The organism is Pseudomonas koreensis (assembly GCF_036668835.1).
Taxonomy (GTDB): Bacteria; Pseudomonadota; Gammaproteobacteria; order Pseudomonadales; family Pseudomonadaceae; genus Aquipseudomonas; species Aquipseudomonas koreensis_I.
Genome location: NZ_JAZEVW010000003.1, coordinates 617,395 through 638,797 on the forward strand (window position 1 = coordinate 617,395; position 21,403 = coordinate 638,797).

Annotated in this window: 14 protein-coding genes; 2 read left to right on the top strand and 12 right to left on the bottom strand. The window is 61.2% G+C overall.

Translation table 11 applies throughout. The features are described from left to right. Positions 1-35: 35 nt before the first annotated feature. The 9 genes from yccS to betI all read right to left on the bottom strand — a co-directional run bounded on the left by yccS (position 36) and on the right by betI (position 13,846). Positions 36-2,210 carry a YccS family putative transporter gene (yccS, locus tag V6F91_RS12080; RefSeq protein WP_332764639.1) on the bottom strand — a complete coding sequence of 725 codons (2,175 nt, stop codon included), beginning with the start codon at positions 2,208-2,210 and terminating at the stop codon, positions 36-38. A 229-nt stretch (positions 2,211-2,439) separates the two neighbouring features. Next, positions 2,440-3,618, bottom strand: a complete 1,179-nt coding sequence (locus tag V6F91_RS12085) for an NAD(P)/FAD-dependent oxidoreductase (RefSeq protein ID WP_332764641.1) — start codon at positions 3,616-3,618, stop codon at positions 2,440-2,442. Positions 3,619-3,770: 152 nt separating this feature from the next. Then, entirely contained in the window at positions 3,771-5,156 is a 1,386-nt protein-coding gene (gene dbpA / locus V6F91_RS12090; protein WP_090287027.1) for an ATP-dependent RNA helicase DbpA, read from the bottom strand. 80 nt (positions 5,157-5,236) lie between these two features. Further along, the gene (gene mdtD, locus V6F91_RS12095; protein WP_332764643.1) at positions 5,237-6,664 is read right to left on the bottom strand and encodes a multidrug transporter subunit MdtD; all 1,428 of its coding nucleotides are present in this window, start codon (positions 6,662-6,664) and stop codon (positions 5,237-5,239) included. A gap of 147 nt (positions 6,665-6,811) precedes the next feature. Next, positions 6,812-8,149, bottom strand: coding sequence for a TldD/PmbA family protein (locus V6F91_RS12100; protein ID WP_332764645.1), 1,338 nt, complete (start codon positions 8,147-8,149; stop codon positions 6,812-6,814). After that, positions 8,149-9,591: a TldD/PmbA family protein gene (locus V6F91_RS12105; protein ID WP_332764648.1), complete on the bottom strand. Its 1,443-nt coding sequence runs from the start codon at positions 9,589-9,591 to the stop codon at positions 8,149-8,151. Before V6F91_RS12105 ends, V6F91_RS12100 begins: the two co-directional genes overlap by 1 nt. Positions 9,592-9,851: 260 nt before the next feature. Next, on the bottom strand, positions 9,852-11,555 hold the full coding sequence (betA, locus tag V6F91_RS12110; protein ID WP_332764650.1) for a choline dehydrogenase: 1,704 nt from the start codon (positions 11,553-11,555) through the stop codon (positions 9,852-9,854). 136 nt (positions 11,556-11,691) lie between these two features. Beyond that, positions 11,692-13,164: a betaine-aldehyde dehydrogenase gene (gene betB / locus V6F91_RS12115; protein ID WP_332764652.1), complete on the bottom strand. Its 1,473-nt coding sequence runs from the start codon at positions 13,162-13,164 to the stop codon at positions 11,692-11,694. A gap of 61 nt (positions 13,165-13,225) precedes the next feature. Next, positions 13,226-13,846, bottom strand: a complete 621-nt coding sequence (gene betI / locus V6F91_RS12120; protein WP_203419794.1) for a transcriptional regulator BetI — start codon at positions 13,844-13,846, stop codon at positions 13,226-13,228. 427 nt (positions 13,847-14,273) lie between these two features. Here betI and betT point away from each other — a divergent pair, with 427 nt between their 5' ends. Beyond that, positions 14,274-16,271: a choline BCCT transporter BetT gene (gene betT / locus V6F91_RS12125; RefSeq protein WP_423815327.1), complete on the top strand. Its 1,998-nt coding sequence runs from the start codon at positions 14,274-14,276 to the stop codon at positions 16,269-16,271. A gap of 253 nt (positions 16,272-16,524) precedes the next feature. Here the strand turns inward: betT and choV are convergent, their stop codons facing one another. From choV to V6F91_RS12140, 3 genes are all read right to left on the bottom strand, one after another. Continuing rightward, positions 16,525-17,703, bottom strand: coding sequence for a choline ABC transporter ATP-binding protein (gene choV / locus V6F91_RS12130; protein ID WP_034153601.1), 1,179 nt, complete (start codon positions 17,701-17,703; stop codon positions 16,525-16,527). After that, complete coding sequence (gene choW / locus V6F91_RS12135) at positions 17,700-18,545, bottom strand: choline ABC transporter permease subunit (RefSeq protein ID WP_332764656.1); 846 nt, start codon at positions 18,543-18,545, stop codon at positions 17,700-17,702. Before choW ends, choV begins: the two co-directional genes overlap by 4 nt. A gap of 77 nt (positions 18,546-18,622) precedes the next feature. Next, positions 18,623-19,570 carry a choline ABC transporter substrate-binding protein gene (locus V6F91_RS12140; protein ID WP_332764658.1) on the bottom strand — a complete coding sequence of 316 codons (948 nt, stop codon included), beginning with the start codon at positions 19,568-19,570 and terminating at the stop codon, positions 18,623-18,625. A 436-nt stretch (positions 19,571-20,006) separates the two neighbouring features. Between V6F91_RS12140 and V6F91_RS12145 the strand changes: the two genes are divergently transcribed. Next, positions 20,007-21,383, top strand: coding sequence for an L-serine ammonia-lyase (locus tag V6F91_RS12145; protein ID WP_332764660.1), 1,377 nt, complete (start codon positions 20,007-20,009; stop codon positions 21,381-21,383). The last annotated feature ends 20 nt before the right edge of the window (positions 21,384-21,403 follow it).

Here is a 21,403-nt window from a genome sequence, read left to right on the forward strand (position 1 = left end):
TGCAAGCTAAAAGCGGACAGGCTTGTAGCTTGTAGCTAAACCTCCTTGATCAGGTGCGCCGCCAACGTGCGCAACGGCCCCAGTTGCCGGCAGATCAACGCCAGTTGTGTCTGCACCAGCCGCTGCCCTTCATCAATTTCATCGGGCATTTGCTCCAGCTCATTGGCCAGCGCTTCTTCCTCATCGCTCTGAATCGCAATCGGCTGTTTGCTCGCCAGCCCCTGGGCGATTTCGTCGATACTCGCGGCCAGCTTCACCCCGGCGCCATCGATCAGATGCTCCCTGACATCGGCCGGCAATTGCGTCTCGCGGTGCGCGCCCAGCCCTGACAGATAACTCAGCAAGGTGTGCGAGAGCACCAGGAAGCGGAAGCCGACGTCCGCTTCCTTACGAAAATGCCCCGGCTCCATGAGCATGTTCGCCAGCGTCGTTGACAGCGCCGCGTCGGCGTTGTGCGCGTTGCGGCGCGCCAGGCGATAAGCGAGGTCGTCGCTCTTGCCGGCGGCGTATTGCTGCATGATCTGGCGCAGGTAGATGCTGTTGCAGGTCAGCGTATTGGCCAGCACTTTATTCAGGCGTCGCCCTTGCCAGTCCGGCAGGAACAGGAACACCGCCAGCCCGGCGATCAGGCTGCCGAGCAAGGTATCGAACAGGCGCGGCAGGAACAGCCCGTAGCCATCGCCGACCTGATTGAAGCAGAACAGCACCATGATGGTGATCGCCGCTGTCGCCAGGGTGTAGCGCGTGGTGCGGTTGGTAAAGAACACCACCCCGGCGGCAATGGCGAAGCACGACTGCACCAGCGGGTTGGGGAAGAGGTCGAACAGCGCCCACGCCACGGTCAGGCCGATCGCTGTGCCGAGGATCCGCTGACCGAGTTTGCGCCGCGTCGCGCCGTAGTTCGGCTGGCAGACGAACAGCGTGGTGAGGATGATCCAGTAACCTTGCGACGGGTGAATCAGGTGCACCATGCCGTAACCGATACTCAGCGCCAACGGCAGGCGCAGCGCATGGCGGAACAGCAACGAGGTTGGCGTCAGCTGTGTGCGCAGGCGAATCCACACGTCTTTGAGATTGCGCGGCGAGCGGTCGAGCAGGCTGCTGTCGGTCGCGTCAGCGAGGGCATCCGGGTTGCTCGCGTCACTGAGCAGACGGTCGAGGGTGCCAAGGTTGGCCGCCAGTGCGCGCAGCGAACGGAGCAGCCCGCGCCATGCCGGGTTGCTCTGGATGCGCAGGTGTTCAAGGGAGGCGTGCAGATCGCCGAGGGCTTCGGCGAAGCTCGCGTCATAAACGAAGGGCTGGCGCATCTGGATCGATTCGGCCAGGGCGCGACAGGCCTTGCCTTGCTGGCGCAGCAGACGCTGGCAGCGAAACAGCACGTCGCTGTGAAAAAACGCCTCGGCGAGGGCGTTGTACGGGTAGTGCGAAGAGCTGGCGCGCTCGTGGATGTCCTGCGCGAGAAAGTACAGCTTCAGGTAGCGGCTGACTTTCGAGCCGGGGCGACCGTTGCCGACCCGGTGCAGGATGATTTCCTTGGCCGTATTGAGCGCGGCGACCACACGACCATTCTGCTGCGCCAGTTCCAGGCGCCGGGCTTCGACGTCCATCTGCCGAATCGGCTCAAACAGCGACGACTTCAGCTTCAGATAAAAACCCAGCTCACGGAACAACCGCGCCAGACTCTGCTGCACTGGCTGATTGGAAAACAGTGCCTGCCACAGCACCGAGAGCAAGCCGTACCACGCGGCACCAGCGACCAGCAGCATCGGCTCATGCCAGAAATCCGTGACTGCGCCGCCGCGCTGATCGACGCCGATCATGGTGTACACGGAAAGAATCAGCGTTGCCGAGGCAATCGCCCCATAACGCTCGCCGAGTGCGCCGAGCATGGTCAAACCGAAACTGGCCAGCGCCAGAGCCACGGCGAAAATGATCGGGTAGGGAAACAGCAATTCCACCGACAGTGCGGCGATGCTGAAACACACCAGCGTCACCGCGAGCGCATTGAGGCGGCCCTGCCAGCTGTCGTCGGTTTCGGCCAGGGCGCTGGCGATGATGCCGAGGAACAACGGGATCAACAGGCCCATTTCATCCTGATACCAGCACAGCGCCATGCTGCCGGTCAGGGCGATGAACACCCGCACGCTATAACTGAATTTATCCAGCGCCCACAGGCGCCGCAAAGACTGACGAAACGAGGTTGAGGACATGAAGTGCGAAGGCCTTCCGAGGCGATGCCGCTAAATTGAGCCAGTAATGACGCCGACGCAATGGCGCCGAGCACATCTGACAGCAAAAAGTGTTCCTTTTACTTACACCACAAACCACTGTGGGAGCGAGCTTGCTCGCGAATGCGATGTGTCAGTCACCGCAATGTTGACTGAAAGACTGCTTTCGCGAGCAAGCTCGCTCCCACAGGGTTTTGTGTTTGGCTTTGGATCAGACGTACTGCGCAGCCGCGTACCCGGAGGCCCACGCCCACTGAAAGTTGAACCCGCCCAGATGCCCGGTGACGTCCAGCACTTCGCCGATGAAATACAGGCCGGGGCTTTTCAGCGATTCCATGGTTTTCGAGGAGACTTCGCGGGTATCCACGCCACCCAGCGTCACCTCGGCTGTGCGATAGCCTTCGGTGCCCGCCGGCACGACTTTCCAGCTGCCCAGCTTGTCGGCGATCTCGGCCAGTTCGGCGTGGGTGTACTGTTTCATCGGTTTGGAGACGAACCAGTTGTCTGCCAGCAAATTGGCCATCTTCTTGGTGAAGATCTCACCAAGCAAAGTTTTCAGCTCGCTGTTCGGGCGTTCGGCCACTTGCTGCTGCAGCCAGCTCGCGGCGTCGTGATCCGGCAGCAGGTTGATTTCCACCGTGTCGCCGGATTCCCAGAATGAGGAAATCTGCAGAATCGCCGGGCCGCTGAGGCCACGGTGGGTGAACAGGATGTTTTCGCGAAAGCTCTGCTCGTTGCAGCTGACCAGACAATCCACCGACGTGCCGGACAGCTCGGTGCACAGTTCCTTGAGCTGGTCGGTGATGGTGAACGGCACCAGCCCGGCACGGGTCGGCAGCAGTTCATGGCCGAACTGTTTCGCTACCTGATAGCCGAAACCGGTGGCGCCCAGCGTCGGGATCGACAAGCCGCCGGTGGCGATCACCAGCGACTGGCACTGCACCTGGCCCAGCGTGGTGTCGAGCAGGTAACCGCTGTCGACTTTCTCGATGGTCTGGATCGACGTGTCGAGGTGCAACTCGACGCCAGCCTGATCGCACTCGTCGAGGAGCATTTCGAGGATGTCGCTGGATTTGTTATCGCAGAACAGCTGACCGAGTTTTTTCTCGTGGTACGGCACGCCGTGCTTGCCGACCATGCCGATGAAATCCCACTGGGTGTAACGCGCCAGTGCGGATTTGCAGAAATGCGGGTTTTGCGAAAGGAAATTGCCTGGCTCGGTGTACATATTGGTGAAGTTACAGCGGCCACCGCCCGACATGAGGATTTTCTTGCCGGCCTTGTTCACGTGATCGAGCAGCAACACCTGACGCCCGCGCCCGGCGGCGGTCAGTGCACACATCAACCCAGCGGCGCCAGCGCCAATGATCACGACTTCGGTAGAGCGCAAAACGGTGTCCTCATGGTGGGTCGCTACAAAACAAACTGTGGGAGCGAGCTTGCTCGCGAAAGCGGTGTGTCATTCAACGTGATGTCGACTGACAGATTGCATTCGCGAGCAAGCTCGCTCCCACAGGGGATCTTCGTTAAATGGAAGATCGTTTACAAAATACGCACGCGCAGCGAACGGCCTTTGATCTTGCCGTCGTTCAGACGCTGCAGGGCCTGCATGGCCACGGTGCGTTCCACGGCGACGTAGGCCTGGAAATCGAAAATCGCAATCTTGCCCACCTGCGCACCGGGAATGCCGGCTTCGCCTGTCAACGCACCCAGAATATCGCCCGGGCGCACTTTGTCTTTGCGCCCGGCGCCGATGCACAGAGTGGTCATCGGCGGTTGCAGCGGTGCCAGGCCCTGGGACTTGAGGTTGTCGATCTGGTCCCAGTTCAGCGGCGATTTCTGCAGTTGTTCGATGGCTTGCGCGCGGTGCGCTTCGCCCGGTGCGACGAGGCTGATGGCAATGCCTTTTTCGCCGGCGCGACCGGTACGGCCAACGCGGTGAATGTGGATTTCCGAATCGCGGGCCAGCTCGACGTTGATCACCATGTCCAGCGCATCGATGTCCAGACCCCGGGCGGCAACGTCGGTGGCGACCAGCACCGAGGTGCTGCGGTTGGCGAACATTGCCAGCACCTGATCGCGATCACGCTGCTCCAGATCGCCGTGCAGGCCGACCGCAGAAATGCCCTTGGCGGTCAGGTGATCGACGGTTTCCTGCACCTGCTGCTTGGTGAAGCAGAACGCCACGCACGAGGCCGGGCGGAAGTGGTGGAGGACTTTGGTCACCGCGCTCATGCGGTCCTCCGGGGAGATCTCGTAGAAGCGCTGCTCGATCTGCGTGTCATCGTGGAACGCTTCGGCTTTCACCGTTTGCGGATCACGCATGAACTTCGATGCCAGTTGCTTGATGCCCACCGGGTACGTGGCCGAGAACAGCAGGGTCTGGCGACGCTCCGGGGTCTTGACGATGATGTCTTCGATGGCGTCGTAGAAACCCATGTCGAGCATGCGGTCGGCTTCGTCGAGGATCAGCGTGTTCAGGCCATCAAGCACCAGCGAACCCTTGCGCAGGTGCTGCTGAATGCGCCCCGGGGTGCCGACGATGATGTGCGCGCCGTGCTCCAGCGAAGCGATCTGCGGGCCGAACGACACGCCGCCGCACAGGGTCAGGACCTTGATGTTGTCTTCGGCGCGGGCCAGACGACGGACTTCCTTGGCGACCTGGTCGGCCAGCTCGCGGGTCGGGCAGATCACCAGTGCCTGGCAACCGAAGTAGCGCGGGTTGATCGGGTTGAGCAGGCCGATGCCGAACGCGGCGGTCTTGCCGCTGCCGGTCTTGGCCTGGGCGATCAGGTCCATCCCCTTCAGGATCACCGGCAAGCTCTGCGCCTGGATCGGCGTCATCTGGGCATAACCGAGTGATTCGAGGTTAGCCAGCATGGCGGCGGACAGGGGCAGAGTATTAAAAGCGGTGGCGATGGTGGTCACGGGACGGGCCTGCAAAACAAAATGTCGCGCAGTGTAGCAGCCCTGTGCCACTTTCTTCGAAAGTTCTGGACGAACAGCGATCAATGTTCGATGTGCTGTTCCGGACGTTTGGGCCGGCGCCCGTCCTCCTTGGACAGTTGCGAGAAAATCGTCGCCGCCAGCATCGCCATGATGCCAACCGTGATGAAGGTCAGCTGGAACGCGCCGAGCACGGTGTCCACGCCATCGTTGCCGATCTGCGCGGTAAATCCGCCGAGTAGCGCACCGGCGCAGGCCACGCCCAGGCTCAGCGACAACTGCGCGACCACCGACAACAGGCTGTTGCCGCTGCTGGCGCTGGCGTCATCGAGGTCGATCAGCGTCACCGTGTTCATCGCCGTGAACTGCAACGAGTTGATCGCGCCGAGCACCGCCAGCAGGCACAGCAGCAGCCAGTACGGCGTCTGCTCGCTGACCAGTGCCATGCTCGCCAGCATGATCCCCAGCGCCAGGGTGTTGCCGGTCAGCACGATGCGATAACCGAGGCGTTCGATCAGCGGCCGCGCTACCCATTTGGCGACCATCGCCGCCGCCGCCAGCGGCAGCATGCTCATCCCCGCTTGCGAGGGTGAATAACCCAGCGCCACTTGCAGCAACAACGGCACCAGAAACGGCAGGGCGCCGCTGCCCAGGCGCGCGAACAGATTGCCGAGAATGCCGACGGCAAAGGTGCGGGTCTTGAACAACGACGGTGCGAACAAGGGATTGTCGATGTGCCCGGCGCGCAACCAGTACGCCGCCAGACAGGCCATGCCGGCGAACAGCAGCAACATCACCCGCAGGTGCGGCAAGTGCAATTCGCCGAGACCTTCCATGGCGATGGTGATCAGGATCATCGCCGCCCCAAACAGCAGGAAACCCAAGCTATCGAAGCGCGTGCGCTCCGTGCCGCGCAGGTCGGGAATGAATTTCCACACCGCATAACAACCGATCACCCCGACCGGCAGATTGATCAGGAAGATCCAGTGCCACGTCACGTATTCAACCATCCAGCCGCCCATGGTCGGGCCGATCAACGGGCCGAGCAGGCCGGGAATGGTGATGAAACCCATGATCCGCACCAGTTCCGAACGCGGGTACGCGCGCAGCACCACCAGTCGCCCGACCGGCAGCATCAGCGCACCGCCGAGGCCTTGAATCACCCGCGCGCCGATCAGCATGCTCAGGCTGCTGGACAAGGCGCAAAGCAGCGAGCCGAAGCTGAACAGCAGGATCGCGCCGAAGAAGATTTTCTTCGTGCCGAAACGGTCGGCAATCCACCCCGAGGCAGGGATCAGCAAGGCCACGGTGAGCATGTAGGCAATGATCACGCCCTGCATGCGCAACGGGTCTTCGGCCAGATCGCGGGCCATCGCTGGCAGGGCGGTGTTGAGGATGGTCCCGTCGAGGGACTGCATGAAAAACGCAATGGCGACGACCCACGGCAACCAGCGGGCGGTGATGGCGTCGAGAGGCGGGCGGTTGGGCATGGAACCTCGTGTGGTCAGTGCATATTTAAAGTCGAGCGCGGTCAGTGTGGGAGCGAGCCTGCTCGCGAAAGCGTCAGCACAGTCGACGTCAATGCTGCCTGATCTGGCCTCTTCGCGAGCAGGCTCGCTCCCACAGGTGTTGCGGTGTTACAGGGTCAGGGTCAGTCGGCTGACCAATGCCCCCGGCAACAGCGATGACGAGGTGTTGCGCTGGCTATAGGTGCTTGCCGACAGCAGCAACTCCCGCTCGGCGGTCAACGCTTCCAGCTGCGAACCGAGCAGGTTGTAGGCGCTGTCGTCGAAACGCATGGTGCTGACCGGCGCCTGGATCTCGCCGTTCTCGACCCAGAACGTCGCAAAACGGGTCATGCCGGTCATGCGTGCGGCCGGTTGATCCGAGTAGTTCAGGTACCACAGGTTGCTGATGTACAGCCCGGTGCCCAACTGCTGGAGGATCTGTTCCTGCGACAAGTCACCGGCGGCCATGTTCAACGCACTGGGCATTTCACCGCCGCCTGCGCCGTTCGCCGCCAGGCCATATTCGGCGGCACTGCGCGAGCCGACCAGTTGATCGCCAGCCTTGCCCTCGACAATCAGGCGCAAGTCGCTACGCGGATAACCTTCACCGGAAAACGCCGGGCTCAGCGAGGTGCTGACTTTTTCCTCCAGCGACACCAGCGGGCTGAACGCCTGATCGCCGACATACAACTTCTGCAACGGGCTGCTTTTACTGGCAATCGACTGTGCCGAAAACCCGCCCCAACTGAGCATGCCCATGATTTCTTCCAGCGCCGCCGGTGCCAGATAGGCGCGGTATTGCCCCGGTGCCAACGTGCGTAACGGTCGACCGAGAAATTCAAGCTGCTCGCGCGCCTGAGCGAAGCGTCTGGCGAAACCTTCGCTGCTCCAGTCGTGCCCGGCGTAGCTGGCCTTCACCGCTTCGCCGTTGTCATGGAACAGGCTGAAATCGAAATTGAAGCTGTTCGCCTGATGCCAGCCGAACGCCCCCGACGAACTGGCGAAGCCACGGCTTATCGGCCCGGCGGCGTAAAAACCGACGAGATCCAGACCTTCAGCAGCGGCGCAGATTTCATCGACAACCTGTTCGGTATCCGGCAAGGGATGGTCCTGCACATTCGTGCTCTGCCAGCCGTTGTGGTTGAGCAGCAGGTACGGGTCCTGCGGCAGCAGCGGCAGGGTTTCGCGCAGTTGTTGCAAACCTTCGCCGAGCCTGCGCAGGTCGCCTTCCTGGTCACCTGACAGAGTCACTTGCAAGTCGGCGTGGCGACCGTCATTGATCAGCTTCAGGACGATGTTGGCCTGTTGCACTTGCCCGGCCTGACGCACCTTGGCGTGATTGAAGCGCACGAACGCCGAGGCTTCGGCGGCGTAGCTGAGGGTGAACTGTTCCGGCTCGCGCACGCTGTCGCGCAGCCAATCGACCATGACCTTGAAGGCGTCGGACGGATTCTTCGAAGTGCTCATCAGGCGTCTCCCCCAAACACATCAATGTTGCTGAACACGCAAGCCGGCGAAGCGTGGCCGACGCGGATCACCTGGTTCGGTTCGCCCTTGCCGCAGTTCGGCGTACCGAGCACCTTGACGGTGTCGGCGTTGCCCACGGCGCGCAGGCTTTTCCAGAAGTGCGCGGAAATCGCCCGGTAGTTGGGATTTTTCACCACGCCTTTAAGTTCACCGTTCTCGACCAACTGGCCCCATTCGCAGCCAAACTGGAATTTGTTGCGCGCATCATCGATCGACCACGAGCGGTTGGTGCTCATCAGAATGCCGTGCTCGATGCCTTCGATGAGCTGGCTCAGCGGCTGGTCGCCCGGTTCGATATTGAGGTTGGCCATGCGGTCGATCGGCGCGCGGTTCCAGCTGCAGGCGCGGCTGTTGGCGACGCCGTCGAGACCGGCGCGGTATTGCGACAGCGCCCCGCCCAACGGGCGCAGCAACAGGCCGTCGCGGATCAGGAATTGTTTGCTTGCCTGACTGCCGTCGTCGTCGTGCCCGTAGCTGGCGAGTTCTTCGGGAATGTCCGGATCGAAGGTCACGTTGAGCAGCTTCGAGCCGTATTGCAGGCTGCCGAAGTCGCTGGTCTTGACGAAACTGGTGCCAGCGTAATTGCGCTCGTCACCGAGGATCCGGTCGAGTTCCAGCGGGTGACCAATCGATTCGTGGATTTGCAGCATCATCTGATCAGGCATCAACAACAGGTCGCGCGGGCCTTGCGGGGTGTTCGGTGCGAGCAGCAATTGCAGCGCCTGATCGGCGACTTGCGGGCCGGCGCCGACCAGGCCGCAACGACTGATCACATCGGCGCCGCCCTGCTGGCCGAAGTTCTCGCGGCCGAGGCTGCGGGTCTGGCTGTCGTTGCCGTCGTAGGCGGTGACGTCGAGGCTCGGGTAGACGAAGCGCTGGGCCTGACGCAATTCGGCACCGGCGCTGCTCAGGTAGATCTGCTCGACGTAGGTAATGCCGATGCTTACTTGCCAGTTCACCAGGCGCTCATCCTTGGGCACCGAGGCGGATTCCGCGCCGAGTAACTCATAGCATTCGCTCAGCGACGGAAAGGGTTGTTCGAGGTTGGGCGAAAAGTAGTCAGCCCGATCGCTGCTCAACGGCTGATCGCGCAGGTCGAGCAAGGCGTGCGGCTTGAGCCGGCGGGCTTGCTGCTCGGCGCGCTCGAGCGCGGTTTGCAGGCCTTGCTGCGAAAGGTCGTTGGTCGCCGCATAGGCTTCGACGCCGTTGACGCGCACGGTCAGCATCGCCCCTTCATCGCGGCTCAGGCTCGGCGGTTCGGCGACGTTCTTGCGCACCGACAGGTACTGCCCGGACTCGCGGACATAGCGCAGGGAAAAAAACTCGGCGCCCGTGCGCAAGGCAGCGAAGCGCTGCTTGAGCTGGGGGTGGAAATCGAACATTCGGAAACCTCCTTGTAGGGGCAAGCGGCACAGCGTCGGCGGGGAGGGGTGAAACGGTTGCGCGAGGTCTAGAGTAGGCCTGCGTGGGGGTAGGATCAAGTGAAGAGGGGGTGTAGGAGGTTTTGCTGTGCAGCGGGGAGATTTGCGCTGAATTGAGGGCCCCTTCGCGAGCAGGCTCGCTCCCACAGAGGATTTGTGAACGACACAGATCCAATGTGGGAGCGAGCCTGCTCGCGAAGGCCGCGCCTCGGTATGACGTCTTACTGAGTAACCGGGGTGATATCGCGCATCGGCTTGCCCTTGACCGGCGCACCATTGGCCACGTAGTAAGCGGCATTGCTGCGCGGCAGCGGTTTGCGGCCGCGGATCCTGTCGGCGATTTTCTCGGCCATCATGATCGTCGGCGCGTTGAGGTTGCCGGTGGTGATGATCGGCATGATCGAGGCATCGACCACGCGCAGGCTTTGCATGCCGTGCACACGGCCTTCGCCATCGACCACGGCCATCTCGTCGGTGCCCATCTTGCACGAGCAGGACGGGTGAAACGCGGTTTCGGCGTGCTCGCGAATGAACTTGTCCAGTTGTTCATCGGTTTGCACGTCGATCCCTGGGCTGATCTCCCGGCCACGGAACGCGTCGAGCGCCGGCTGCTGCATGATTTCCCGGGTCAGGCGGATGCCATCGCGAAATTCCTGCCAGTCCTGCTCGGTGGCCATGTAGTTGAACAGGATGCTCGGGTGCTGCCGCGGGTCCTTGGATTTGACCTGAATGCGGCCACGGCTCGGCGAACGCATGGAACCCATGTGCGCCTGGAAACCGTGCTCTTTCACACCATTGCTGCCGTTGTAGTTAATCGCCACCGGCAGGAAGTGGTACTGGATGTTCGGCCATTCGAATTCCGGACGCGAACGGATGAAACCGCCGGCCTCGAACTGGTTGCTGGCGCCGATGCCGGTACCGTTGAACAGCCACTCGGCACCGATGGCCGGCTGGTTGTACCAGAGCAGCGACGGGTACAGCGAGACTGGTTGAGTGCAGGCGTATTGCAGGTACAGCTCAAGGTGATCCTGGAGGTTTTCACCAACGCCTGGCAGGTCGTGAACCACTGGAATGTCGAGGCTTTCCAGCAATTTCGCCGGGCCGACGCCGGAGCGCTGCAGAATCTGCGGCGAAGCGATGGCGCCGGAGCACAGCAGGACTTCCTTGCGCGCCTTGGCTTCCACGCGCTCTTCAGCGTCGCCGATCAGGTAACGCACGCCGACTGCACGCTTGCCTTCAAACAGAATTTTGTCGGTCAGGGCGTGGGTGACGATGGTCAGGGTCGAGCGCTTTTTGGCGACGTCGAGGTAGCCACGGGCGGTGGAAGCACGGCGGCCGTTCGGCGTCACGGTGCGGTCCATCGGGCCGAAGCCTTCCTGCTGGTAACCGTTCAAGTCTTCGGTGCGCGGATAACCGGCCTGCACGCCCGCTTCGACCATGGCGTGAAACAGTGGGTTGTTGCCGGCTTTCGGCGTGGTCACGCTGACCGGACCGTCGCCACCGTGGTAATCGTTCGGGCCGATGTCACGGGTTTCGGCTTTGCGAAAGTACGGCAGGCAATCAAGGTACGACCAGTCTTCCAGGCCCGGCAGTTTCGCCCAGCCGTCATAGTCCATGGCGTTGCCGCGGATGTAGCACATGCCGTTGATCAGCGAGGAACCACCGAGGCCCTTGCCGCGACCGCACTCCATGCGGCGACCGTCCATGTGTGGCTCTGGATCGGTTTCGTAGGCCCAGTTGTAGCGACGGCCCTGCAGCGGGAACGCCAGCGCGGCCGGCATTTGCGTGCGGAAGTCGAGGCGGTAGTCGGGGCCACCGGCTTCGAGCAGCAGAACGGTGACGCCTTCGTCTTCAGTCAGACGGGTCGCAAGTGTGTTACCTGCAGAGCCGGCGCCTATGATGATGTAGTCGTATTCTTTAGTCATAAATTCTCCTGCGGGAGCTACAAGCCACAAGCTTCAAGCTGCAAGAAAAAGCAGCGAGCGGTGGCTTCGAAATCGGGGAGGGCGGCAAGCCCAAACTGCTTTTACTTGCAGCTTGAAACTTGCCGCTTGTGGCTCCTCAGAACACTGAGGCGTAATCACCCAGTTCGACTTGCACGGACTTGATGCGCGTGAAGTTATTGAGAGAGCTGATCCCGTTCTCACGACCCACGCCCGACTGCTTGTAACCGCCAACCGGCATCTTCGCGTCGGACTCGCCCCAGGCGTTGATCCAGCAGATGCCGGCTTCCAGCTGATGAATTACGCGGTGGGCGCGGTTCAGGTCGCGGGTGACGATACCGGCGGCGAGGCCGAAGTCGGTGTCGTTGGCGCGGCGGATCACTTCTTCTTCGGTTTCGTAGGTGAGGATCGCCATGACCGGGCCGAAGATTTCTTCGCGAACGATGGTCATGTCGTCGGTGCAGTCGGTGAACACGGTCGGTGCCACGAACGCGCCTTTGGCGAATTCGCCGTCGGTCAGACGACCGCCGCCGCACAGAACGCGTGCGCCTTGTTCCTTACCTTTCTCGATGTAGGCCAGCACGCTTTCCATGTGGGCGAAGCTGACCAGCGGACCGAAATTGGTGTTTTCGTCTTCCGGGTTGCCGACGCGGATACGGGCAACGCGCTCAACGATCTTGGCTTCGAACGCGGCTTTCAGGTGCGCCGGTACGAACACACGGGTGCCGTTGGTGCAAACCTGACCGGAGCTGTAGAAGTTGGCCATCATCGCGGTGTCGGCGGCGCGATTCAGGTCAGCGTCGTCGCAGATGATCAGCGGCGACTTGCCGCCCAGTTCCATGGTCACGTCTTTGAGCGACGAGGCCGAAGCGCTGGCCATGACCTTCTTGCCGGTGTCGGTGCCGCCGGTGAAGGAGATTTTCTCGATGCGCGGGTGCTCGGTCAGCCAGGTGCCGACTTCACGGCCACTGCCGGTCAGGACGTTGAACACGCCGTTTGGCACGCCGGCTTCGGTGTAGATCTCGGCCAGTTTCAGGGTGGTCAGCGAGGTCACTTCGCTTGGCTTGAAGATCATCGCGTTACCGGCCGCCAGGGCTGGCGCGGATTTCCACAAGGCGATCTGGATCGGGTAGTTCCACGCGCCGATACCGGCGACCACGCCCAGCGGCTCGCGACGGGTGTAGACGAAAGAGGTATCACGCAGCGGGATCTGCTCGCCTTCGATGGCGGGCACCAGGCCTGCGTAGTATTCCAGCACGTCGGCACCGGTGACGATGTCGACGTACTTGGTTTCGGAGAAGGATTTACCGGTGTCGAGGGTTTCCAGCGCGGCCAGTTCATCGTTGCGCTCGCGCAGGATGTCGACGGCGCGACGCAGGATGCGCGAACGCTCCATGGCGGTCATTGCAGCCCAGATTTTCTGGCCCTTTTCGGCGCTGACCACAGCGCGTTCGACGTCTTCCTTGGTGGCGCGTTGCACTTGGGCGAGGACTTCACCGTTCGCCGGGTTGATGGCTTCGAAGGTGGCATCGCTGCCAGCGTCGGTGTACGCGCCATCGATGTAGAGTTTTTGCAGTTCGAAACGGGCCATAGTGTCCTCGCAAGTGCATTGGTTGTTGGCCTTGACCACCGCGATGACGCTACGGTGGGGTTCAGGCGTCGAGCGGTTTCTGTGTGCTCTGACCTGCCTGCTTGGCCAATTGGAAATCCATGTATTCGTAAGCGATCCGTTGCGCCTGCGCCGTGTCGAAAGCATCTCCCGACAGCGCGCCGCGCAACCACAAGCCGTCAATCAACGCTGCAAGGCCTCGCGCGGCATTGCGCGCTTCTTCGAGCGGCAACACCCGGCGGAACTCGCAGCACAGGTTGGAATACAGACGGTGATCGTTGATCCGCTGCAACCTGTGCAAAGACGGCTGGTGCATGCTGGTGGCCCAGAAGGCCAGCCAGGTTTTCATTGCCGGGCCATTGACCTGGCTGGCGTCGAAGTTGCCTTCGATGATCACCTGCAGATGCGCCCGTGGGCTGTCATCTGTCAGCGCCTGACGGCGCGCGGTGACGTTCTCGCTGAGGACGCTCATCAGGTACCGCATCGTGGCGGCGATCAGGCCGTTCTTGTCCTGAAAATAATGACTGATGATGCCATTCGAGACACCGGCCAAACGGGCGATCAGCGCAATGCTGGCGTCCCCCATTCCGACCTGATCGACCGCTTGCAACGTGGCTTCGATCAGTTGTTGACGGCGGATGGGTTGCATACCGACCTTGGGCATCTTGCACATCTCCTTAGGCCTTCCGAGGGGCGAATGACGCCGATCGGATTGAGGGCCAGTCTATTTTGTTTTGATTGAACGTTCAATCAACAAAGAATAAGATCTGCGACAATTCGTCGCTGCCTACAGCTTTTTCCTACGTGTAATGACGATAAAAACCGACACCTGAAACGGCTCGAAACCTGCGTGGGGCATGGCGCGGTGCGCGATTCGATGGACGTGTTGAAAGGGCAAGACGCTCGGGGCCAGGTTTCGGATGAACGTCCGCACACCTGTCCCACGAAAGCGATCGGCGCGCCATTTCGGCAGGTTCGGGCTTTTTTCGGAGTGTCTTTATATCACCCGCCGGTCGGCTGCCAACTAACCGATTGGTCGGGTTCCGTGATGCCTTGTGTTCTTCTCTCGCACTGCCTGGAGCATTTGTGCCATGAGTTCTGCCTCGCTAATAAAGACCCCGCCCGAGAAGGTGACGGTCAACGGTTGGGTGTTCTACACCTCGACCGCGTTGATTCTGTTGTTGACCGCCATTCTGATCATCGCCCCGCAAGAGGCCGGCAGATTGTTGGGTATCGCTCAGGCCTGGTTGTCGCGCAGCTTCGGCTGGTACTACATGGTGGTGATCGCCGCCTATCTGGTGTTCGTGGTCGGTCTGGCGTTTTCCTCGTACGGCAAACTCAAACTGGGCAGCAAGGACGACACCCCGGATTTCAGTTACGGCGCCTGGGCGGGGATGCTGTTCTCGTCGGGTATCGGCATTTCGCTGTTGTACTTCGGTGCGTCCGAACCGCTGGATCACTACTTCAATCCGCCGGAAGGCACGTCGGCCAGCAATCTGGCGGCGCGTCAGGCGGTGCAGCTGACCTTCCTGCATTGGGGCCTGCATGGCTGGGCGATCTACGCACTGGTCGGCCTCGCTGTTGCTTACTTTGCCTATCGGCATAACCAGCCGTTGGCGCTGCGTTCGGCGCTGTATCCGCTGGTCGGCGAGCGTTGGGTCAAAGGCGCGGCCGGGCACGCGGTGGACGGCTTCGGCATGTTCGTGACCCTGCTGGGTCTGGTGACCAACCTGGGCATCGGTTCGCTGCAAGTGTCGTCAGGGCTGGAAAACCTGTTCGGCATGGAACACAGCAACACCAACCTGCTGATCGTGATCATCGTCATGAGCACCGTGGCAACCATCGCCGCCGTGTCCGGTGTGGAAAACGGCATCCGGCGTCTGTCCAACCTGAACATTGTGTTGTTCAGCGGCCTGCTGATTTTCGTGCTGCTGTTCGGCCCGACGCTGCACCTGCTCAACGGCTTCGTGCAGAACATCGGTGATTACCTGAACGGCGTGGTGCTGAAGACGTTCGACCTGTACGTCTATGAAGGCGACAACGCCAAGTCCGATCGCTGGCTGGGTCTGTGGACACTGTTCTACTGGGCCTGGTGGATTTCCTGGGCGCCATTCGTGGGCATGTTCATCGCGCGGATTTCCCGTGGTCGCACCGTGCGTGAACTGGTCGCCGGCGTGCTGCTGATTCCGCTGGGCTTCACCCTGGCGTGGCTGTCGATCTTCGGTAACTCGGCTCTGGATCTGGTGATGAACCACGGCGCGGTGGAGCTGGGCAAGACGGCGCTGGAACAGCCGTCGATGGCGATCTATCAATTGCTTGAGCATTACCCGGCGTCGAAAGTCGTCATCGGTGTATCGATCTTCGTCGGCTTCGTGCTGTTCCTGACCCCGGCCGACTCCGGCGCGGTGATGATGGCGAATCTTTCCTGCAAGGGCGGCAACGTCGACGAAGATGCGCCGCACTGGCTGCGGATTTTCTGGTCGGTAGTGATTACGCTGGTGACCATCGGCCTGCTGTTTGCGGGCAACTTCGAAGCCATGCAAACCATGGTGGTGCTGGCCGGCCTGCCGTTTTCGGTGGTGCTGGTGTGCTTCATGTTCGGCCTGCACAAGGCGATGCGTCAGGACGTGCAGATCGAGCAGGAACAGGCGCAACTGGCTGAGCGTGGGCGTCGCGGTTTCAGCGAGCGTCTGACCCAACTGGATCTGCAACCGAGCCAATCGGTGGTTCAGCGTTTCATGGACAAGCGTGTGACACCGGCGCTGGAAGATGCAGCGGCGCAATTGCGCAATCAGGGCATTGAAGTGCAGACGCTATTGGGTAAAGCCAAGCGTTGCATGGGCGTGCGCGTCGAGATGGAAGAGGGCAACCCTTTCGTTTACGAGGTCAGCCTGGAGGGTTATCTGGCGACTCCGACTGAGTCGGCGCAATCGGATGAGGCGCGTCAGCGTTATTACCGGGCTGAGGTGTATCTGCACAACGGCAGCCAGGATTATGACTTGATGGGCTTTACGCCGGAGCAGATTACCCGGGATGTGCTGGATCAGTTTGAGAGTCATCGGCAGTTGCTTGGGCGGGTGTACAGCTAAAGTCAAAAGCTTGCCCTCGCCCCAACCCTCTCCCGGAGGGAGAGGGAGCTGACCGAAGTGTCTGGCGTTGTACATCGACCTGAAAGATCGAGTCGATTATGGATTCGGTGAAGCAAGATCAGGTCGGTGTAGATCTGCAGCATCCCCCGGTCGGTCCCCTCTCCCTTTGGGAGAGGGCCAGGGTGAGGGGCTTTTTCCTGACCCAACAAAAAGGGATCGCTCACCGCGATCCCTTTTTTTATCCCACCTGCGGCTAACCCAGATTCTTGCCCAACAACGCGTGATACAACTCGCTGTCGCCCAGAATCCCCACCACATGATTGTCATCGTGCAGCACCAGCTTGTTGCCGGTCTGGTAACGAATCTGCAGCGCGTCGCGCATGCCGATGTTCGAGTCCACCAGCGTTGGCTTGCGCTCGAGGCCTTCCACCGCTTGCCCCGGGGCCCAGTTTTGCAGGTTCAGCACCGAGCCGTTCTGCCGCGCGCCTTTGATGGTGTTGCCTTCGGCCAGGTCCAGCCATGAGTCGCCGCCCGGATCGAGGCATACCGAGCCGTTGATGCGTTTGCACTTGTCCAGCGTGCGCATCAGGCTGCGCCCGCAGAGCACGTTGAGCGGGTTGGTATGCGCGACGAAGGTGCGCACATAGTCGTCCGCCGGATTGAGGACGATTTCTTCCGGCACGCTGTACTGAATGATCCGGCCGTCTTTCATGATCGCGATACGGCTACCCAATTTGAGTGCCTCGTCGAGGTCGTGGCTGACGAACACGATGGTCTTGCTCAGCTTGCGTTGCAGTTCCAGCAATTCGTCCTGCAGACCCTGACGGATCAGTGGGTCGAGGGCCGAGAACGGTTCGTCCATCAGCAGAATGTCGGCGTCCATGGCTAGCGCGCGGGCGAGGCCGACGCGCTGCTGCATGCCGCCGGAGAGCTCGTCCGGCTTCTTGTTGCGCCATTGCGTCAGGCCGACCAGTTCGAGTTTTTCATCGACCAGTTTCTTGCGTTCCTTCTCCGGTCGACCCTGCATTTCCAGACCGAAGCTGATGTTTTCGCGTACCGTCAGCCACGGCATCAGGGCGAATTTCTGGAAGACCATGGCGATGCGTTTGGTGCGCATCATCTTCAGCTCGGCGGGCGTGCAGGAAGCGATGTCGATCTGGCGGTTTTCATGTTCGACGAACAGCTTGCCGCGGCTCACGGTGTTGAGGCCGTTGATGCACCGCAGCAGGCTCGACTTGCCCGAACCGGACAGGCCCATCAGCACGCAGATCTCGCCCTTGTTGATGTCCAGCGTGGCTTTTTCGACGCCGACGATCTGCCCGGTCTTTTTCAGGATCTCGTTGCGGGTCATGCCCTGGTCGAGCAGCTTGAGTGCCTCGCGCGGGTCCTTGGAGAAGATTACGTCGACGTCTTCGAAGCGAATAATGCTCATGCGTCACCCCCTGCTTTGGCGTCGGGTTGTTTGCAGATACGGTCGAGCATGATCGCCAGCAGTACGATCGCCAGGCCTGCTTCGAAGCCCAGCGCGATATCAGCAGTGTTCAGTGCGTTGACCACCGGTTTGCCGAGTCCGTCGGCGCCGACCAGTGCCGCGATCACCACCATCGACAGCGACAGCATGATGCACTGGGTGATACCGGCGGCGATGCTCGGCATGGCGTGGGGCAGTTCGATCCGTGAGAGTAGTTGGCGACGCGAGCAGCCGAAGGCCTTGCCGGCGTCCATCAGTTCTTGCGGGACATCGCGGATGCCCAGGTAGGTCAGGCGGATCGGCGCGGCGATGGCGAAGACCACCGTCGAGATCAGGCCTGGCACCACACCCAGCCCGAAGAGGGTCAGGGTAGGAATGAGGTAAACGAAGGTCGGTACGGTCTGCATCAGATCGAGCACCGGCCGCATCATGGTGTAGAACATCGGTTTGTGCGCGGCGACGATGCCCAGCGGCACGCCGATCAACACGCAGACCAGGGTGGCGAACAGCACCTGGGCGAGGGTTTCCATGGTTTCCTGCCAGTACCCCAGATTGAGGATCAGCAGAAACGAGGCGATCACAAACGCGGTCAGGCCCCACTTGCGTTGAATCAGATGGGCGATGATTGCGATCAAGCCAATCAAGACCAGTGGGTTGAACCAGGTCAGCGCAAACGTCACGCCGTGGATCATCGTTTCCAGGGTCACGGCGATTGCGTCGAAGGTGTTGGCGCCGTGTTGCGTCAACCATTCGACGAAGCCCGCGATGTACTGGCCTAAAGGTATTTTCTGATCAATGAGCATGGTAGTGAACGTCCGCATGCAAGGAAATTAACAGCCCGGGCAGGCACGCCTGCCCGGCATAAGCGATGCCCCTCGGATCAAGGCGCGAGCTTGGCTTTCACGGCCTCCAGGCCTGGTTTTCCGTCAATGGTGGTCACGCCAGCGAGCCAGGTATCGAGCACCTGTGGATTCTTTTTCAGCCAGGCCTTGGCGGCCGCGTCAGGTTTCATCTTGTCGTCGAGGATGTTGCCCATCAGTTCACTTTCCATGTCGACGGTGAACTCCAGGTTCTTCAGCAACTGACCGACGTTGCTGCATTCTTCGGCGTAACCCTTGCGGGTGTTGGTGGCCACAGTAGCGGCACCGAAGTCTGGGCCGAAGTAGTCGTCGCCGCCGGTCAGGTATTGAATTTTAAAGCGCTTGTTCATCGGGTGCGGCGCCCAGCCGAGGAAGACCACGGCGGTGTCGCGCTTCTGCGCACGGTCAACCTGCGAGAGCATGCCGGCTTCCGATGATTCGACCATTTTGAAACCGGCGGTTTTCAAACCGAAGGCGTCCTTGTCGATCATGCTTTGAATCAGCCGGTTGCCGTCGTTGCCCGGCTCGATGCCGTAGATCTTGCCGTCGAGCTCTTTCTTGAATTTGGCGATGTCGGCGAAATCGTGCAGGCCTTTGTCATACAGGGCTTGCGGTACGGCGAGGGTGTACTTGGCGCCCTTGAGGTTGGTGCGCACGGTGTCCACGGTGCCGGCATCGCGATACGGCTTGATGTCGTTTTCCATGGTCGGCATCCAGTTGCCGAGGAACACGTCCATGTTCTTGCCGTCGGCCAGCGACTTGTAGGTCACGGGTACGGAGATCATGGTGGTTTTGGTCTTGTAGCCGAGGGCGTTGAGGACCACGGAGGTGGTGGCGGTGGTGGCGGTGATGTCGGTCCAGCCGACATCGGAGAAGTTAACGAGGCTGCATTGCGCCGGTTCTGCGGCTTGCGCCAGTAACGGCAGACTCAGCATGGCGGCCAACAACAACGACGGGGAACCTTTCATGGATGGACTCCTTGGTGTTTTTTTTGGCAGTGTTCCGACTGTGGACCACCGCACTTATGGGTTGCGGTTGGGTGGCGTTCTGAAGACAGCTCTACCGCAGCGCCTGGCAATCGAGTCATCCCGATCATGTACCAGTGAAAATCTGACGCCTACAGGGAGGGTCGTATCCAGTACAGGGATGGTCGCTTCCAGTGTCGGTGACGTCGCTTACAGCTTTTTTCCGCCCTCGATGACCTTCTGATCTGCATAAAAACGGCGTATTTGCGGGGCGAAAACGTAACGGCGCTGCTGGACATGAGTGCGTCGGTGTCAGACGCCGTGCGCGCCGACAAAAGCCCGATGATGCCGGCATTCGGCGGATCGCAGCTTGAGCGTAGCAGCTCCGCCAGCGGGCGCTTTTGCCGCCCGGCCCGGTATTCTCAGGAGCTCTGCAGCAATGGCTATCAGCGTTTTCGACCTGTTCAAAATCGGCATCGGCCCTTCCAGTTCGCACACCGTGGGGCCGATGCGCGCCGCGGCATTGTTCGTCGAGGCGTTGCGCGACAAGCATCAGCTGGAGCAGGTGCGCCGGATCGAGGTGCAACTGTTCGGTTCGCTGTCGGCCACCGGCGTCGGTCACGGCAGCGATAACGCGGTGATCATGGGCTTGATGGGTGAGTGGCCGGACGCCATTGACCCGTCGCAGATCGGCCCGCGCATTCAGGCGCTGCGTGAAACCCACACGCTTTTACTGGACGGCCGCCTGGCGGTGCCGTTTGTCTGGGCGCGCGACATGCGCCTGATCGATGAAAACCTGCCGTTCCATCCCAATGCCATGACTCTCGTTGCCGAGGGTGATCGCGGTGAATTGCATCGCGACACCTACTATTCGGTCGGTGGCGGTTTTGTCGTTGACGAGGCGCAGGCCAGCAGCGGTGTGGTCGATCTCGACCGTACCGAGTTGCCCTACGACTTCTCCAGCGCGGTCGAGCTGCTCGAACTGTGCAAGAAGCACAACCTGCGGGTTGCCGAACTGATGATGGCCAACGAAAAGGTCTGGCGCAGTGAAGAAGAAATCCGCGCCGGGCTGATGAAGCTGTGGCGGGCGATGCAGGATTGCGTCGAGCAAGGCTTGAAACACGAAGGCATTCTGCCCGGTGGCTTGAACGTGCGCCGGCGCGCGGCGAAGTTGCACCGCAGCCTGCAGGAGCTTAACAAGCCCAATGTCATCGGCTCGACGCTGAGCGCGATGGAATGGGTCAACCTGTTCGCCCTCGCGGTGAATGAAGAAAACGCGGCCGGTGGGCGCATGGTCACGGCGCCGACCAACGGTGCGGCGGGGATTATCCCGGCGGTGTTGCACTACTTTATGAAGTTCAGCGAGGCAGTCACCGACGCCAACGTCGTCGATTACTTCCTCGGGGCGGCGGCGGTGGGGATTCTGTGCAAGAAGAATGCTTCGATCTCTGGCGCGGAAGTTGGCTGCCAGGGTGAAGTCGGTTCGGCTTGCGCCATGGCGGCGGCGGGGCTGGCGGAGATTCTCGGCGCGACGCCGGAGCAGTTGTGCAACGCGGCGGAGATTGGTCTGGAGCACAACCTCGGCCTGACCTGCGACCCGGTCGGCGGCCTGGTGCAAGTGCCGTGCATTGAGCGCAATGCGATTGCGGCGGTGAAGGCGATCAACGCCGCGCAGATGGCTTTGCGTGGCGACGGTCAGCACTTTATTTCGCTGGACCGGGTGATCCGCACCATGCGCGATACTGGCGCGGATATGCACGACAAATATAAAGAGACTTCCCGGGGTGGGTTGGCGGTCAGTGCGGTTGAGTGCTGATTCAGTCAGTAACACCTAGG